Source organism: Campylobacter sp. US42a, from assembly GCF_004379055.1.
Taxonomy (GTDB): Bacteria; Campylobacterota; Campylobacteria; order Campylobacterales; family Campylobacteraceae; genus Campylobacter_D; species Campylobacter_D jejuni.
Genome location: NZ_RYYK01000001.1, coordinates 305,718 through 322,165, shown reverse-complemented (window position 1 = coordinate 322,165; position 16,448 = coordinate 305,718). Strand labels below are relative to the sequence as shown.

Genomic DNA, 16,448 nt, shown 5'->3' with positions numbered 1-16,448 from the left:
TTTATTAAAATCTTTCAAATATACTTCTATACCAAGGAAGCTCAGGTTTGATAATACTTTGCTGATAAAATTCACTTTCTTGAAGTCTTTGTTTATAAATTTGCGCACTTTCATCATGCCCTATGCGCTGGTATAGATTTTCTATAGTACTATTAAGATAAAAAACCGCTAAATTAAATTTTGTAAGCATTGTTTGAACCAAAGGTTCATATTCTGTATAAGGATAATCTTTCAAAAAAGTATCTATTTCTTTTTGGCTTTCAAGCATTAAAGCCTGATTACGATTTGGCACTGCAAATGCATCAAATTTTGCTTTAATTTTAAGATAACGAATATAATCAGCATTGCGTGAATTTCCAAATTTTTTATTATATTCATCTAAATAAAATTCAGCTAACTTATATTCCTCTTCATCCATATGAGCTTGTGCTAAAATAATTAAAGTAGTTTCCAATAAAGGATCGGCAACGTGCTCACTTGCCATACCATTATAATGATCATCGGCTTTTTCCAAATCCTTGTCCTGTAAATCTTTAATAATTTGCTTATACCACTCACTAGCACTAAGATTGTATAAACCTTCATCATTTTTTGTACTACACGCATTAAAAAAAACACTTAAAAAAACCAATAAAAAAATACCTTTTTTCATACTTCACCTTGATTTATATTCTCAAAAATCTATATTTTAACGATTTTATAATTATGTTCTTCTAAAATTATAATAAAATTAATTAAATAATTTAAAATTTTGGAATGATTATTGCTTATTTTATGTTAAAATATTAAACATTATAACTTGAGGAGAAAACATGACCCTAGCTGTTAAATGCCCTATCTTAGGTTTTGAAGAAACCAAAAATATGGAATTTTCAACTATCGATGAAGTATTTGTAAGACTTAAAAGTCTTGATGGTAAAGACTTTTCTTTTGTTTTAATTAATCCTTATTTGATTAGACCTGATTATGAATTTGATATACCAACTTATTATCAAGAGCTTCTTTCTTTAACACCTGAATCTAATATGAAAATTTTTAATATAGTAGCCATAGCAAAAAGCATTGAAGAATCGACAGTGAATTTTCTAGCTCCAGTAGTCATTAATCTTGATAATAATACTATGGTACAAGTGATACTAGATACAGTTAATTATCCGGACTTTTTTCAAGCTGATCAAATTGCTAATTATATTAAAAAATAATGCTCTATATACTTGCAAATGGAGCTATGGCAACAGCCTTAGCCTATGGATTAAAAGATGATTATGAAATTTGTATAGTAGGAAGAAGTATAGAAAAACTTCAAGCCCTCACCAAAGAAGGCTTTAAAACCTTACTTTACAAAGATTTTAACATAGAAGGTAAAGATGTTATTTTAGCATTTAAACCCTATGCTTTAGAAAATATTGCTCAAATGCTAAAAGGACAAGCACGTATCTTAATCTCTGTTTTAGCCAATGTTGATTTTGAAAAACTACAAACCATCAAAGCTCAAAATTATGTTAGAATAATGCCCAATACAGCAGCTAAATATAAGGCTTCAACTACACCATATATACTTAAAAACTCTCATTTTGAAAATGAAATTTTAGACATTTTAAAAACTTTTGGCTCGGCTTATAAATTAGATAATGAAATACAAATGAATGCAGCTATGGCGATTAGCGGCTGCGCTCCTGCTTTTTTAGCACTTATAGCAGAAAGTATTGCTAATGCTGGAGTTTATGAAGGTTTGTCAAAAGAACTTAGTCTCAATCTTACGCGCTCTTTATTTAAAAGCTCTAGTGCTTTACTAGAACATGAACATCCAGCTATTATCAAAGAAAATATTTGCTCCCCTGGCGGAGTTACAATAAAAGGCATAAAAATACTCGAACAAAAAGGAATTCGCGGAAGTTTTTTTGAAGCCATAAATGCTAGCAGCACTAAATGAAAAAGGCTTTCATACTTATAGAAAGTATTAGTGCTATAACGATCATATCTTTAATTTTCATTGGCATTTTTTATTACTATACTCAACTTTACAAAAACTATGAAAATTTAAATATTTTTGAAAGACTCTATAAACTTCAAGAAGAATTATATGAAAAGCCCATTTTTAAAACCATCATACTTCAAACTTCAGCCTTAAAACCTATAGTTTTACAAGAACAGTTTGTTAATGATGGTATATTTCAATTTCAAAAATTATACTTTCAAGATCAAAATTATAGCGTTTATTTTAAAGAATGAGCAAAGCTTTTACACTTTTTGAACTTATAATATCACTAATACTTTTTACTTTTATAACTAGCTTACTTTCAAAACCTTTAATGGATTTTTATCATTTAAATTTCACTGCTTTACATACAAACAATCTTATCACTCAAGCACATTTAAACTTGCTTAAAATAGAAAAATTAATACAAAATTGTATTAATATTACATTTTCACAAAATACATTAAAATGTCTTTTAAAAGATGAGTTAATTAGCCTAAAAGATAATAAACTTTATCTTATTAATTCTGCTCTTATTTTAGAAAATAATCATACACTTTATTCACCTCATTCTGATTTTAAAACACAACTCCAAAATAGAAAAGATTTATATAATGACAATGAGCATATTAGCTATGCTTATAAAATTAATAAGATTGAAAAAATATCCATCTTAGAAAATGGTATATCTACAAATTTTACAGGTAGTTTTATTCCTTTGCAAGCTCAAATAGTTATCAAATTGCAAAATGAAGAACTTATATATGAAATAAAGCCAAAATTTAATGAACAATTAAACCAATAAGGATTAATTTCTAAAAACATAAGCTCATTTAACCTGCAAAACAATAAATTAAAAATTTGCCTAAAAAGACAAACAAAATATTGCCTTGAAAAAAGAATTTTACTATGAAAAAAGCTTATGTTTTAATTTGGACAATTTTTTTAATACTACTAATAAGTCTATGGATGAGCTTGACCTTAAACATATCTAGCTACACTCCAAAAATAATCCAAGATAGTTATTACTACCTTCAAGCTCAAATTTTAAGTCACAATGCAACACAATTTTCTAAATATTTTTTATATCAAGCAAAGCAAGAAAATAAAGAATGTTTAGATAATATATATTTTAATTACGCAAAAGCTTTGATTAAAATAAAATATTTTTATCCTATTGCACAATGTGTTAATTTTAAATTTTCCAACTTCAATCCCGATGCAAATTTAAACAAAGATGGTGTTATTATAGCCCACATTAGCATTGCTTTAAATCGTGATAAAAATGTCAATGATGAAATTTTACTCACAAAAAGCATTATCATTTATCCCAAAGAAAATTTTTGGAATTTAAAAAATTAAACCAAAGTCTTAGCAAGCTTAACGCACTCTAAAAGACTTTGATTTTCGCATATATAAAGATTTTTAAAATTTAAAAGCTTCTTTGCTGTGCTTTGTCCTATAACTACAACCTTATCTTCTTCTTTTAAGCTATAAAATTTTAAAAAATTTTCTACACTTAAAGGAGAGGTAAATATAAAAATAGCAGGATGAGTAAGTTTTTTGTCACCTTTTTTAAAAACATTTTCATAAACAATCACTTCATCTAAATCCACACCTGCATTTTTAAGATCCAAATTTAAAGTTGAAACAATATTTTTAGCCCTTAAATACAAACATTTTTGCGTTTTTAATTCCTCTTTAAATTCAAGAAAAAGATCTTTTCCATAAGCCTTTGATGGAATTTTAATCTTTTTAAAACCTAAATTTTTAGCGTATTGAGCTGTACTTTGTCCTACAGCGTATAAATTGAGTTTAAAATTTAAAGTGATTTTTGCATGTTGTAAAGCTTTTAAAGCATTTTTTGAGGTGCAGATTAAAGCATCATATAAACTTAAATCCACACTAAAATCGTAAAAAATAATCTCATTTAAAATAAGATTTTCCACTCCTTCAAAAGGAGTTTCATTTAAGAGGTAAATTTTCATAGATTTTACGCTTTAGCTCTTTAGCTGCCAAAAAAGCATCTTTAGCATCCATGATCGCCCTAACCACAGCCACACCGCTTAAATTTATACCCTTTAACTCATCAAGCACTTCTTTATCAATCCCTCCTATGGCTACAACCCCTATAGGGCTTTTATCACAAATTTGGCTTAAAAACTCAAGGCTTAAAAGCGAACTTTCTTTAGTAGGCGTTGCCTTAATGGCTCCACAACCTAAATAATTTGCTCCTTGTATGAACTCAAGTTGTTCTAGTTTTTTAAGGCTTAAGCCTATGATTTTTTCATCTCCTAAAAGCTTTCTAGCTAGTTTTACTTCTAAATCTTCCTGCCCTAAATGCACCCCATCAGCATCTAAGGCTAAAGCTATGTCCACTCTATCGTTAATCAAAAAAGGTATTTTATAGGCCTTGCAAAGTTTTTGTACCTTTAAACCTAGTTTATAAAATTCTCTTGCATTAAGCTCTTTTTCACGAAGTTGTATGATACTTACTCCACCTTTTATAGCATTTTCTAAAGTATTTAAAAAACACTCCTCGCTTTTATTTCCCTGAGAAGCAACTAAATAAAGGCTAAGATCTAATTTATTTTTCATCTAAAAACTTGAAAAAATGATTTGTAGGACCACAACCTTTTCCAAGATTGAGTGAATAATAAATCGCATTTCTTACATATTCTTTAGCCTCACTAACAGCATAAAATAAATCCTTGCCCTTAGCTAAATTACTAGCAATAGCCGAAGAAAGCGTACAACCTGTACCGTGAGTATTTTTAGTTTCTATGCGTTCGCCTTTTAAAATATAAATTTCTTTTCCATCATAAAGCACATCATTGGCATTTTCTTCACTATGTCCGCCTTTAAGTAAAACTGCCTTAGCCCCCAAGCTGCATAAATGTTTAGCTGCTTTTATCATCTGCTCTTCATTAGCGATCTTAAAACCGCATAAAAACTCTGCTTCAGGAATATTAGGCGTAAGAATGTCTGCAAATTTTACTATGGTTTGTTTGAAAAAATCACAATTTTCTTGAGGCATTAAAGCATAGCCATTTTTAGCAAACATTACAGGATCGATCACTACATTTTGAGGTTTAAACTCGCTTAAATTTTTAGCTACACAGCTCATTAATTCACAAGAACCTATCATTCCGATTTTAGTTGCCTTTGGCACTATATCTTCAAACACGGCAAGCATTTGTTCATCTACGCTTTGAGTAGGTATATCGTGTACAGAAATCACCCTTGCGGTATTTTCAGCTACCACACTTAAAACCACACTCATACCAAAAAGATTGTGCGCACTAAAGGTTTTAAGATCAGCTTGTATCCCTGCTCCACCACTACAATCACTCCCTGCTATAGTTAAAACAGGTATAAGTTCGCTTCCTTTTGCTTTCATAAATCTTCCTTTAAAATTTTGATCCATTCTTCACCCTTAGGGCTTAATTTTTGTCCTTTAAAACTCTGTTTTGCAAAAGCTACAATCAAAGCATGAAAAATTTGATAAAGTTCGCAAAGTTCGCATTTTTTTCCTAAAATTTTACACAAATTTTCTTGCTCACTCTCTATACCACTTTGAAAAAATTCTCTTAATTCTTCATAATTTTCAAACTCATAGCCTAAGCAAAAAGCCAAACGCAAACTATAATTATCTACAACCAAAATCCCTCTTTTGCAAAGATAATTTAAAATACCATCAACACTTTCAAAACCCAAACCTTTGATATTTAAAAGCCATTCTCTGCTTACATTTGTTTTAAAATTTTCTAAATTTTCATAAGTGTTTATGATACTTTCTACTAAGCCTTTTAAACGCTTGGCTTTGGTGTTATAAAATCCGCTAGGCTTAATTAAAGTTGCAAGTTCTAAATTGGATAAAGTATTGATTTGTTCTAAGCTTGCAATATTTTCTTTTTTTAAATTTTCTAAAGCTTTTAAGACATTTTTCCAATTTGTATTTTGAGTTAAAATCACAGAAATTAAAAGCTCAAATTCACTCAATCCTTGATTTTCAAGCCAATCAAAATCATGATAATTTAAATCCAAATTTAAAAGCTTAGTAAAAATTTGTGCTCCAGTCATTTAAAATTCTCCTTAAAAGCCAAATAAAATTGCTTTGCAGTACGACCACTTCTACTTGCTCTTAGAGTAGCAAATTCTTTAGCTTTAGCGTGTAAAAGCTCTTTATCACAAGAATAATCTTTAAAATAAAAATCTATCATCTTTAAATACTCTTCTAAATTTCCCTGATAAAAACTTAACCACAAACCAAATCTATCACTCAAACTTAATCTTTCTTCAGCAGCATCGCTTAAATGAAGTTCTGTATGTGCAATTTGCGTATCAAGATTATCAGCAATGCTTTCACTTAATAAATGCCTACGATTTGAACTCGCATAAATAATTACATTATTTGGAGCCTTTTCTATGCTTCCCTCAAGTAAAGGTTTTAAAAATTTATAACTATCATCTCCTTTCTCAAAAGAAAAATCATCACAAAAAAGTATGAATTTAAAATTTTCTAATCTGATTTCATCGATGATATCTGCTAAGGCAAATAAATCTTCTTTATTTAATTCGACAAGTCTTAAGCCCTGTTCTTTAAATTCATTAAATATGGCTTTAATTAAACTTGATTTTCCAGTGCCCTTAGATCCCCATAAAAGTGCGTGATTTGCTCCCTTATTTTGAATGAAATTTAAAGTATTTTCATAAAGTGCTTTTTTTTGACTTTCCATACCTACTAAGTCTTTTAAAGTGATAGGATCGATTTCAAAAATAGGCTTTAAATAGTCTTTTCTTGCTCTATAAATTGCTGCATAAGTTTTATTCCAATCCATTTTAAGCCTTTCTTAAATGCATCAAAATTGCCTCTAAAATATCATCATCGTCTTTGCTTTTTGCCTTGATGAGTTCTTTTTCATCATTTAAAGCAGTAAATTGAATATTTTGCTCATAATTGCTAATACTTTTAAATTTATTTAAAGCTAAAATTTTAATAATAATCAAAGATAAAAATTGCTTAGTATAAATGTCAAGTTTTCCAAAGCGATCTTCAATTTCACCTTCGATCTCATAAACCTCATGAACTTGCTCACACTTGCTAAGTCTTCTATAAAGTTCTAATCTTAGGCGATCTTCGCTGATAAGCTCACTATTTAAAAAGGCATTAACATTGAGTTTTAAATCAAGTTTATTTTCTTTTTGATCCACTTCATTTTTACTTAAAGCATTAAGTTCATCTTCTAACATTTTAAGATATAAACTATATCCAATTTGCTCGATATGTCCACTTTGATCTACGCCTAATAAATTTCCACCGCCACGAATTTCAAGATCATGATAAGCCAAAACAGAACCTGCGCCCAAAAAAGAATTGCTTTCTAAAGAAACAAGACGCTTTAAAGCGTCTTTTGTGATAGCATTTTTATCTTCGATTAAAAAATAACAATAACCTTGCTTATCACTTCTTCCTACACGCCCACGCAATTGATGCAAATCAGCCATACCAAAACGATCGCTTTTTTCTACTATGATAGTATTTGCATTAGGTAAATCAATCCCACTTTCTACGATAGAGGTACTTAAAAGCAAATCATATTCTTTGTTTTCAAATTTCAACATTTCTTCTTCTTGCACCTTGGCATCGATTTTAGAATGTAAAATCAAAATACGCAAAGTAGAAAAAAGTTCTAATAAATGTTTTTTACACTGCTCTATACTTGCAATATGATTATGAATATAAAAAATTTGCCCACCACGTCTTAACTCTCTTGCTATAGCTTCTTTTAAAAGTGCGTCATCATTTTCTTTGACAAAAGTTCTTACATCCATTCTATCTTCTGGTGGAGTTTGCAAAACACTATAAGATTTTATAGAACTTAAAGCTTGATTTAAGCTTCTTGGTATAGGGGTTGCTGACATGGATAAAATATGTGAATTTTGAGTGATTTCTTTAAGCTTTTCTTTTTGCTTCACTCCAAATTTATGCTCTTCATCAATAATAACAAGAGCTAAATTTTCACATTCTACACTTAAAAGCGCATGAGTTCCTACAACTACACAAGCTTTATTTTCTTTTAAATTTTGTAAAACTTGTTTTTTTTCTGCACTACTTGTAAAGCGATCCAGTTTAAAAACCTTTATATCAAAAGGATCAAAACGCTTTTTTAAGGTTTTATAATGCTGATGAGAAAGCAAAGTTGTAGGCGCAAATAAAAATGCACAAAATCCACTTTTAACTACTGGATAAATAGCATTCATAGCAACTTCAGTTTTTCCAAAACCCACATCACCGCTTAAAAGCCTATCCATAACTTTTCCACTTTGAAAATCTTGCAAAATTTCATGACAAGCTTTCTCTTGATCGCTTGTATAAATAAAACCCGCACTAGTTATAAAATCAGCTTGTCTACTTAAATCCACTGTGATTTTTTTTGCTTGCACTAAAGATCTTTTAGCTGCCATAATAACAATTTCAGAAGCTATGGCTAAAAGTTTAGTTTTTAATTTTTCTTTAAGTTTAATAAAGCTTGTTTTACCTAGTTTGTCTAAACTTGGAATAGATCCACTCACGCCCAAATATTTATCAATCAAATAAAGATTTTCCACTGGTAATAAAAGCTTATCAGAATTTTGATACTCTATAGCAACAAACTCTTTTTTTGCTCCGCTTATCACTATCATCTCAAGACCTAAAAATTTACCCACTCCGTAATCTTCGTGTACTATATAATCCCCATTTTTAAGCTCATCTATAATCAAACTAGCTTTTTTTCTTGTTTTTTGTTTTTCTTTTTGATTTAAAGAAATGATTAGCTCTTCAGGACTAATAAGATTAAGCCTTAAATCACTTTTTACAAAATGGATATTTTGAGTATCTTCAAGCTCCAAAGCTTTAAACAAAGCTTCGTTTTTAGCTAAAAGTGTGATTTTTTTATTTTTATGAAATTCAAAAAAATCTTTATTGTAAGAACTTTGCAATTCTTTAAATTTTTTAGCTTGAGGTAAAATTTTTGCATTCACAAAACTTATATCTTTTTCATATTCGTTAATATCAAACTTTTCACAAGCTAAAAAATCAAGCTCCAAATAATCAAAAAAATCATCAATACACCAAAACCCTAAAGAATTGATATCATGTATTAAAGTATCGCTTTGAAAATCTTCTAATTTATCCTTAAAAATTTCATAATTTTCTTTGTCAAAATATTTTAAAAAAGGACAAATTTCAAAATGTTCCAGTTCATTAGGGATAGACTTTTGACTTTGCAAATCAAAATATCTTATACTTTCAATCTCTTCGCCAAAAAGCAAAATTCTAATAGGATTTTCTTCATTGATACAAAAAATATCAATAATATCCGCACGAATTGAAATTTCACCTTTATCCTGAACTATATCTACAAATTCGTATCCCAATCTTGAAATTTCATCTTCAAAACATTTCAAATCAAAATTTTGTTTTTTATCGATATGATAATTTTGTAAATGTTTTTTTGAAGGAAGTTTTTTTAAAACAGTATTTAAAGGAGAAATAAGGATTTTTTTTTCTTCTTCTTTATGATAAGCATTTAAAATCTTACAAAGATCAAAAAGTTCTTTAGAAAAAGCCCTTAAATCATCTCCAAACTGCGCTCTAAAATCAGGTAAAACAAAGGTTTTTAAACCCTTAAATCGTGAAACTTGAGCGAGTAAATCTGCTTGTTTTTCATCTTTACAAAGAAAAAGTTCACAAATTTTTGGATTTTGTAAGTATTCATAAAATGAAGCTTGCATTATTCTTCGTTGTTATTTTCAATAAGTTTGATAGTATCTTCTTTAATTTTACTAGTTCCATTAAAGCGACCGCCATTTTCTATAGAAATTTTTTGCGTTGAAATATCACCATTAACAACTCCGCCCGCTAAAATTTCTAAACTATTAGCCTCAAGTTGCCCTTCAAAATACCCATTTACTACAATTTTATCTGCTTGTAATTCACCTTTTAAATTTCCATTTTTTCCGATAACCACAATGCTTTCAGAATGAATAATGCCACTTAACTCTCCATCAACATGGAGCATAGAAGCAAAATAAAATTTACCCTCAATTCTCGCACCTGAAGAAATTACTGTTGTTTCTGAGCTAGAGCTGGATGTTGGGCTGATACCGCCTTTATTAAAGATTGCCATGGAACTCTCCTTTCTTGATTAAAAAAATCATTCATATTTTTTCTTTGCAAATTTAAAAAATACAAAGGTTCTAAAGTTTTATTAATAAACCTTACCTCATAGTGCAAATGCGGCCCCGTAGAAAGACCTGTATTGCCACTATAACCTATCAACTGCCCTTTATTAACAAATTGACCTGCTTTGACCACTTCTTTGCGCATCATATGAGCAAATACTGTTTTAAAACCAAAATTATGCAATAAAATTACATTATAGCCATAGCCATTATCACTATAACCTGAAAATTCCACTACTCCACTTGCTGGTGCATAAATAGGAGTACCAATTTCCGCTCTTAAATCAATGCCAGGATGAAATTCTCTTCTTTTTAAAAGAGGATGCTCTCTCCAGCCAAAATTTCCTGTAATGCCTTTATTTTCAATAGGCCATCCATTAGGAATTTGCCCCAAAATTCCAAGTTGCTGCTCATTGGTAAGCTGAAGATTATCAAGTCTTGCACTAATTGTAAGATTATTTTCTGCTTCTAAGCCCAAAGCCTCTTCAAAAGAAGCTATTTTATCTTCTATAGCTGCATACTGCTGAGTTTTTTCTTCTATGCTTTTTTGCATTTGCGAATTAGATAATTCCAATTCTTTGCTTTTTTTCAAAAGCTCCTCACGCTTTTCACTGATATCGCTAAGTTTGCTATCGAGATATTTGATATAAAAACCACTAAAAACTAAAAATAAAACAATAAAAGCAATAGTATAAAAAACTATTTTTTTGATTATTTGATTTAAATAAAAATGTCTTGAACCGTTAATATCTGTAATGGTAATAGTGAATTTATTTTTTACCACACCACTCCTTTAAAAAATTTTCTACCAGCATAAAAGAACCAAAAACTAGATTTTTTTTATTCTCTTCTAATTTTACAAATTCTTTACATTGTATGCCTAGCTTTGATGCAATACTATAAATTTCATCATCGGCCAGCTTTCGTTCTGCACTTTTATATTTATATATTTGTATTGTATCAATAATAGGCTTTAATGTATTTAAAATTTGAAAAATATCCTTATCCAAATAAGCATTATAAATAAGATTTATTTTTTCTCCTTGAAATTTATCAAGCATAGCCTTAGCAGCCATGGGATTATGACCCACATCAACAAAAAAATTTGGAGAAATTTCTTGGCATCTTCCTTGTAAATTTAACTCTTGTAACTTTTTTAAAGCTTCTAAGGTTTTTTCTTGCGAAGTTAAAATTTCACAAGCCTTTAATGCAAGCTTTAAATTATGCTTTAAAAAACAAGGTAAAACAAACTTTTTACAATAAATCTCAAATTTTTCTTTCAAAAAAGGATTTAAGGAAGAAACTTGCAAATTAGCTTTTTTTAAAAAAGCAATTTTTTTTGCTAAATTTAAAACATTTTGCTCTTGCTCATCACTTATAAGTGCTACAGGCGCCATAACTTTAAGCTTGGTTCTTGCAATATCTTCTAAAGAATTGCCCAAAATTTGAATATGGTCAAATCCAATTCTTGTAAAAATATTCATTCTTCTTTCAAAAACAGAAGTAGCATCATATTCTCCACCCACTCCTGCTTCTAAAACAATAAAATCGCATTTTTGAAATAAAATCATAGCTAAAAAAGTAGCATATTCGAAATAACTTAATTTTTGCAAGTCTTGTTTAAAAATTTCTTCAAGTCTTATATGAGCTTGTTCTAATTCTTCATCATTCGCAATCTTACCATCAAGATAAAATCTTTCATTAAAACTGAAAATGTGCGGGCTAGTATAATGCCCTATTTTATAATTTAAATTTTCTAAAAGTTGGGTTAAATATCTACCCGTGCTACCTTTACCATTTGTGCCTATAAGTTGAATTATAGGAATATTTTTAAAATATTTCTTATATTTTTCATACATTCTAAACATCAAAAAACGATCAATTTTATCGTAATTTATACTTTTTTGAGCTAAAAAATTCTCAACTTTCATTATGTTGTTCATTAACCGCTGCAATTTGCTTTATTAACTCATCTAAAATATTAATACTTGGCTTACTTTGCTTATCAAGATAAGCCACGTGAATTTTAGGAGTTATAATATCTTGCTTATAAATAAATCTAAAATTTTCTATAGTTTTAAGATTTGTATTTACAAGCTGTGTAATTTCATCTTTGCTTTTTCCTGGCGAAACAATCAAATAACTCTTTTCATCTATCATCCACAGTTCATCAAATTCGCTACAAGAATCTTTTAAAATTTTTTTAAATCGAACAAAAATTTCATTCAAACTTCCCATACCATATTTTTCCATAATGAAACGGTAATTTACTATAGAAAATAAAGCTAAAGAATAATTAACTTTATACTTATTAAAATTTTCATCCATTTTATCAAGCTCTTTAAGAACACTCCAAGCCTCTCTCTCCTCCAAGCTTTGCGTGAATTCAATTTGATTATTTAAAGATGTAATTTTTTCTCCAAGTTGTTTAAATTTTAGTTTTAAATCCTCAAAACTAAGTTTTACTTCCCCATTTTCATCTGGTTTTAAAGTATTGATAAAATCCATATTTTTTTCATTCGATTTATTAAGTAAGACAAGCAATTCATAGATTTTTTTTAGATTATCATTAAAAAAATTTAAATTTTTTTGGACATACATATTATCAACCATTATACGATGATTTATAAATTCCATTAGTTCATTTTTAAAATTTTCTTCACCTATCACAAAAGGCTTTTGTGTTAAATTTTGTATAAAACCTTGAATTTTTAAATCTTCTACCAATGAAGGATTTAAACCCAAGCATAATAATTCACTAAAGTGCTCATAACTACGCTCTTCAAGTTTAACTAAGAGTTTTTTAATCACGCTATCATAATCATCATATTTACTAATGCCATATTTACGAGCTTGTTCTTCTAAGTCATTTTCATCGTAATTTCTTTCAAGCTCTTTCCATTTTTTAGTAAGCAAGTAAATACTTTCACTATCCATAGTTTTAGAAATTCTAATCGAAGTCACCTTAGCCAAATCTCTTATCTTTTTATCCTTACTTATTTGCAAAGTTTTAGATATAGTATATAAAAAATCAAAAAATTCACTAAATTGTTTTCCGCTTTGTCTATTTAAAACAGAAATTAAAAAACTAATTAGTTCTTCTAAACTTCTTATAGTTTTAGAATTTAATTCTTGTTGATAAATCGGCAAAAGCAAGGTTTTATATTTGTCAAGTTTAGCTTTATTTGAGCTTGTGATACCATATTTTAAAGATAATTCTTCAAAAATTTCCGTATAATTTTCAGGAGTTGGTTTTAGTTTTCTTTCTTTTAATGCAATTAAAGTTTGCTTTGCTATTTCATTAGTATTTGGAATCACGTTTTTGCCCTTTAATAGCAATTACGGAAATAAACTCATCAAATGCCTCGCTTGAAGCTGCTCGAATAGCCTCATACCTTGCAGAATCACTGATAATACTATTTGGAGAAATTTCAAAATTATAACTTCCACTTGTACTAAAAGCCTGACTTGAACCATCTTTAAAGACAACATTAAAATCTAAATTTAATTTAGCTTTATAACTAATAACATAGCCATTTTTATCATAAGCTAAAGGAATAAATTCTAAATTATTCATTTTAACATTAATTACATCATCTGCCTCGTGTTTTAAAGCAAGTTTACGCCCTAATTTTGAAATTACCATTTCTTTTAAAGTATCGGCAACATAGATACTATTTTTTGGGTCTTGTTGACTTAATTCAACATTAACATAAACCTTCTCATCGAAAATATTATTAGCGATTTTTGATGTAGGAACATATCCACAAGCACCTAAAAATAAACCTATACAAAAAATTAAAATCTTTTTCATTTAATCACTAGATTAACTAGCTTTCCTTCCACATAAATTTCTTTAACTATACTCTTACCTTCAAGCCATTTAGCAGTATTTTCTTTTGCAAAAGCTAAAATTTCTTCTTTACTCGCACTACTTGAAATTTCAAATTCAGCCCTTTTTTTACCATTAATACTTACAGCTAAATTTAAAGTATCTTTTACAAAAACCTCTTCTTTAAGTTCTAATTTTTTGAAATTTTTACATTTAAAAAGCTCCTCGCTAAGCTCAAAACAAACATGAGGAATAATAGGCTCTAAAATATTTAAAATAATATAAAAAGCCTCTTGCTCCAAAGCTTCATTTTTACAAAGCGCTAAAGCATTTAAAGCTTCCATGCAAGCTGCAATTAAAGTATTGAAAGCAAAACTTTGATGATAAACTTCAAAAGATTTTTTCAAAGCTTCATATACCTTTAATCTTGCATATTTTTCTTCTTTATTTAAATTTTCTTGTTTTAATTCTACAAGCTCACCTTTTTTAACATTTTGCGCCCTATCATAGAGTTTGCAAATAAATCTATAAGCCCCTTCAACCGCATCATCATTCCATTCAAGCTCTTTAGCCGGAGGCGCAGCAAAAAGTATAAAAAGTCTTGCGGTATCAGCACCGTATTTTTCTATAATCTCATCAGGATCTACAACATTGCCTTTTGATTTTGACATTTTAGCACCATCTTTTAACACCATACCCTGAGTTAAAAGTCTATCGAAAGGTTCATTTTGTGTTAAATAACCCAAATCTCTTAAAGCTTTTTGGAAAAATCTCGCATAAAGTAAATGCAAGATTGCATGTTCAATACCACCTATATATTGATCCACACTCATCCAATACTTTACACTTTTTTCATCTAAAGCTTTTTCCTGCCAAGTTTTCTCATCACTTGCAAAACGTGCAAAATACCAAGAACTTTCAAAAAAAGTATCTAAAGTATCACTTTCTTTTTGAGCCTCTTTGCCACATTTGGGACAAATACAATTTTTCCAAGTTGGATGTTTATCAAGTGGATTACCCTCACCTGTAATTTGCACATCTTCAGGTAGGGTAATAGGTAAATTTTCTAGTTTTTGAGGTACTATACCACAGCTTTGACATTTAATCATAGGAATAGGCGCACCCCAATATCTTTGGCGTGAAACACCCCAATCACGAATTTTAAAATTTACAACCCTTTTTCCTATATTTTTAGCTTCAAACTGAGAAATGATTTTTAATCTTGCCTCATTACAATCAAGATTATCAAATTCTTGACTATGGATTAATTTTCCTGATTTTTGCGTATAAGGTAAATTTTCTTGAGTTTGAATAACTTGTTTGATGGCAAGATTATATTTTGTTGCAAATTCAAAATCTCTTTCATCATGAGCTGGAACAGCCATAACCGCTCCACTACCATAATCAGCCAAGACAAAATTAGCCACCCATAAAGGAATTTTTTCTCCGCTTAAAGGATGAATGGCATAAATTCCTAAAAAATAACCTTCTTTTTCAGAACTTTGTCTTTCTCTTGGGCTTTGATTTTGAATAGCTTTGATTTTATTTAATACATCTTGATTTAATAAATTTTGCGAAAGCAAATTTTGAACAATTTTATGTTCTGGAGCTAAAGCGATATACGAAACTCCATAAATTGTATCTGCTCTTGTAGTAAAAACTTCTAAAGAACTTTCTTTGGTTTTTTGCTTGCTTTCTTCGTCTAAATTTAAAGAAAATTCCAAACCTTCGCTTTTACCAATCCAATTTTCTTGCATAGTTAAAACTTGATTAGGCCATTTATCTTTTAATTCTTCTAAATCTTTTAAAAGTTCCTCAGCATAAGCAGTGATTTTTACATAATAACCTGGCATTTTTTTCTGCACCACTTCATGACCACAACGCCAACATTTTCCGTCTTCAACTTGCTCATTAGCCAAAACCGTTTGATCTTGTTCACACCAATTTACATTTGCTTCTTTAGTGTAAATCAAACCTTTTTCAAACATCTTAATAAAAAATTCTTGCTCAAATTTTGTATAAAGTGGATCTGAAGTAGCAAGCATTCTTTTTTTAGAAAAAGAAAAACCTAAAGAAAAAAGTTCTTTTTTCATATAAGCTATATTTTCATAAGTCCATGACTTAGGATGAATTTTATGTTTAATAGCTGCATTTTCAGCAGGCATGCCAAAACTATCAAAACCTATAGGATGTAAAACATTAAAACCTATCTTGCGATAATATCTTGCTAAAGCATCACCTATAGTATAATTTCTTACATGCCCCATGTGAATGCGTCCGCTAGGATAAGGAAACATCGATAAAATATATTTTTTAGGCAAATTTAAATCATCTTTTGGCTCAAAATATTCATTTTCATCCCAAATTTTTTGCCATTTTTTTTCTATTAAACTTGCTTCATAAGCCATA

Annotated in this window: 17 protein-coding genes and 1 pseudogene; 5 read left to right on the top strand and 13 right to left on the bottom strand. The window is 29.1% G+C overall.

Annotated elements, in window-relative coordinates; all coding sequences use genetic code 11:
- Window positions 1–4 precede the first annotated feature (4 nt).
- Complete coding sequence (locus ELQ10_RS01605) at window positions 5–652, bottom strand: outer membrane protein assembly factor BamD (protein ID WP_002877748.1); 648 nt, start codon at window positions 650–652, stop codon at window positions 5–7.
- 160 nt (window positions 653–812) lie between these two features.
- Between ELQ10_RS01605 and fliW the strand changes: the two genes are divergently transcribed.
- The 5 genes and pseudogenes from fliW (at window position 813) to ELQ10_RS01580 (ending at window position 3,340) form a co-directional block, all read left to right on the top strand.
- Complete coding sequence (gene fliW / locus ELQ10_RS01600) at window positions 813–1,202, top strand: flagellar assembly protein FliW (RefSeq protein WP_002852982.1); 390 nt, start codon at window positions 813–815, stop codon at window positions 1,200–1,202.
- The gene (locus ELQ10_RS01595; RefSeq protein ID WP_086032109.1) at window positions 1,202–1,933 is read left to right on the top strand and encodes a pyrroline-5-carboxylate reductase; all 732 of its coding nucleotides are present in this window, start codon (window positions 1,202–1,204) and stop codon (window positions 1,931–1,933) included. Before fliW ends, ELQ10_RS01595 begins: the two co-directional genes overlap by 1 nt.
- Window positions 1,930–2,232, top strand: a complete 303-nt coding sequence (locus ELQ10_RS01590; RefSeq protein ID WP_002855822.1) for a transformation system protein — start codon at window positions 1,930–1,932, stop codon at window positions 2,230–2,232. The genes ELQ10_RS01595 and ELQ10_RS01590 overlap by 4 nt, the downstream gene beginning before the upstream one ends.
- Window positions 2,229–2,891: pseudogene (locus tag ELQ10_RS01585) on the top strand (hypothetical protein). The gene ELQ10_RS01590 and the pseudogene ELQ10_RS01585 overlap by 4 nt, the downstream one beginning before the upstream one ends.
- Window positions 2,888–3,340 carry a hypothetical protein gene (locus tag ELQ10_RS01580; RefSeq protein WP_002869049.1) on the top strand — a complete coding sequence of 151 codons (453 nt, stop codon included), beginning with the start codon at window positions 2,888–2,890 and terminating at the stop codon, window positions 3,338–3,340. The pseudogene ELQ10_RS01585 and the gene ELQ10_RS01580 overlap by 4 nt, the downstream one beginning before the upstream one ends.
- On the opposite strand, the gene ELQ10_RS01575 is transcribed toward ELQ10_RS01580, so the two are convergent.
- Genes ELQ10_RS01575 through leuS form a run of 12 tightly spaced genes read right to left on the bottom strand, consistent with a single transcriptional unit; the run spans window position 3,337 to window position 16,447 of the window.
- Window positions 3,337–3,966, bottom strand: coding sequence for a uroporphyrinogen-III synthase (locus ELQ10_RS01575; protein ID WP_086032111.1), 630 nt, complete (start codon window positions 3,964–3,966; stop codon window positions 3,337–3,339). The two genes, ELQ10_RS01580 and ELQ10_RS01575, sit on opposite strands and share 4 nt — an antisense overlap.
- A complete protein-coding gene (gene thiE / locus ELQ10_RS01570; RefSeq protein ID WP_057042821.1) occupies window positions 3,944–4,576 on the bottom strand; it encodes a thiamine phosphate synthase in 633 nt (210 codons plus the stop codon). Before thiE ends, ELQ10_RS01575 begins: the two co-directional genes overlap by 23 nt.
- Window positions 4,566–5,378, bottom strand: coding sequence for a bifunctional hydroxymethylpyrimidine kinase/phosphomethylpyrimidine kinase (thiD, locus tag ELQ10_RS01565; RefSeq protein WP_002869047.1), 813 nt, complete (start codon window positions 5,376–5,378; stop codon window positions 4,566–4,568). The genes thiE and thiD overlap by 11 nt, the downstream gene beginning before the upstream one ends.
- Entirely contained in the window at window positions 5,375–6,061 is a 687-nt protein-coding gene (locus ELQ10_RS01560; RefSeq protein WP_002880803.1) for an endonuclease III domain-containing protein, read from the bottom strand. The genes thiD and ELQ10_RS01560 overlap by 4 nt, the downstream gene beginning before the upstream one ends.
- Window positions 6,058–6,819 (bottom strand): ATP-binding protein, encoded by a 762-nt coding sequence (locus ELQ10_RS01555; RefSeq protein WP_002880804.1) that lies wholly within the window; start codon window positions 6,817–6,819, stop codon window positions 6,058–6,060. The genes ELQ10_RS01560 and ELQ10_RS01555 overlap by 4 nt, the downstream gene beginning before the upstream one ends.
- A 1-nt stretch (window position 6,820) precedes the next feature.
- Entirely contained in the window at window positions 6,821–9,757 is a 2,937-nt protein-coding gene (locus tag ELQ10_RS01550) for a DEAD/DEAH box helicase (RefSeq protein WP_002880805.1), read from the bottom strand.
- Window positions 9,757–10,152: a polymer-forming cytoskeletal protein gene (locus ELQ10_RS01545; RefSeq protein ID WP_002868630.1), complete on the bottom strand. Its 396-nt coding sequence runs from the start codon at window positions 10,150–10,152 to the stop codon at window positions 9,757–9,759. The genes ELQ10_RS01550 and ELQ10_RS01545 overlap by 1 nt, the downstream gene beginning before the upstream one ends.
- On the bottom strand, window positions 10,089–10,991 hold the full coding sequence (locus ELQ10_RS01540) for a M23 family metallopeptidase (protein WP_002880806.1): 903 nt from the start codon (window positions 10,989–10,991) through the stop codon (window positions 10,089–10,091). The genes ELQ10_RS01545 and ELQ10_RS01540 overlap by 64 nt, the downstream gene beginning before the upstream one ends.
- Entirely contained in the window at window positions 10,978–12,162 is a 1,185-nt protein-coding gene (locus tag ELQ10_RS01535) for a folylpolyglutamate synthase/dihydrofolate synthase family protein (RefSeq protein ID WP_086032112.1), read from the bottom strand. Before ELQ10_RS01535 ends, ELQ10_RS01540 begins: the two co-directional genes overlap by 14 nt.
- Entirely contained in the window at window positions 12,128–13,525 is a 1,398-nt protein-coding gene (locus ELQ10_RS01530) for a hypothetical protein (protein WP_002858150.1), read from the bottom strand. The genes ELQ10_RS01535 and ELQ10_RS01530 overlap by 35 nt, the downstream gene beginning before the upstream one ends.
- Window positions 13,509–14,021, bottom strand: a complete 513-nt coding sequence (gene lptE / locus ELQ10_RS01525) for an LPS assembly lipoprotein LptE (RefSeq protein WP_002860199.1) — start codon at window positions 14,019–14,021, stop codon at window positions 13,509–13,511. Before lptE ends, ELQ10_RS01530 begins: the two co-directional genes overlap by 17 nt.
- Window positions 14,018–16,447: a leucine--tRNA ligase gene (gene leuS / locus ELQ10_RS01520; protein ID WP_002892217.1), complete on the bottom strand. Its 2,430-nt coding sequence runs from the start codon at window positions 16,445–16,447 to the stop codon at window positions 14,018–14,020. Before leuS ends, lptE begins: the two co-directional genes overlap by 4 nt.
- Window position 16,448: the final 1 nt, after the last annotated feature.